Genomic DNA, 796 nt, shown 5'->3' with positions numbered 1-796 from the left:
ATGAGCAAACGCGCTAGATTCTCGCGCGTGGATAAATGAGCCAAAAGAGGCGATAAAGTCGCTACAAAAAGACACGCAAGAATTAGCTACAATTTCAAATCAAAAACTTGATAAAGGCAATCAAATGGCAGAATTTATCACAATAAACACGCAACACAAGGATTTTAAGACATTAAAATCGCAACTTGACGATAAGCTAAAAAACCTAAAAGAGATGGAATTTATCAACGATGAAACACAAATAAAAGCAACCATTGCAAACACAGGCATAAAAGAAATTATTAGCAATGTAAGAAAAAGCGTGGCAAATGGTTTTAGTTACAAAGAACATTTTGCGGTGGCGATGGATTTAGAAAATATTTTTAAGAGGGCAAAATTTCAAAGCAAGTCTATTGACATAAAACATAATGACCCAAATGTGATGATATATCGTTTTTTATCGCCCGTGATAATCGATACAAAAAAAGAGGCTAACGCGCTTTTGACACTAAAAGAGTGGAAAGAGAATGGAAAAAGAATTTATGCTTTGAAATTAGAAAAATTAGTGAAAAACAAAGACTAGGCAAGATAATGAGTGGCGCAAAATCCCTAGTCTTTTACTTTTTATCTCATAAGCCCGAAGCACCACAATTTCAATTCGGGTAAGATAGAAAGCTGGAAGTATTATAAAACTTTTTAGCTAAAAAGTCAAATCTAACACAAAGGACAAAAAATGGACAAAATCCAAGAATTGCAAGCAAAAATCACAGAAAAACAAGGCAAAATCCAAGATTTACAAAACCAAATCAACGCCACA

Annotated in this window: 1 protein-coding gene; it reads left to right on the top strand. The window is 33.7% G+C overall.

Translation table 11 applies throughout. The annotated features are described in order from the left end of the window. Positions 1-124: 124 nt before the first annotated feature. Entirely contained in the window at positions 125-562 is a 438-nt protein-coding gene (locus ACWIX0_RS13925) for an LPD3 domain-containing protein (protein ID WP_454174577.1), read from the top strand. Positions 563-796: the final 234 nt, after the last annotated feature.

The organism is Helicobacter sp. T3_23-1059 (assembly GCF_053654515.1).
This window is presented reverse-complemented; position numbering and strand designations above follow the sequence as displayed.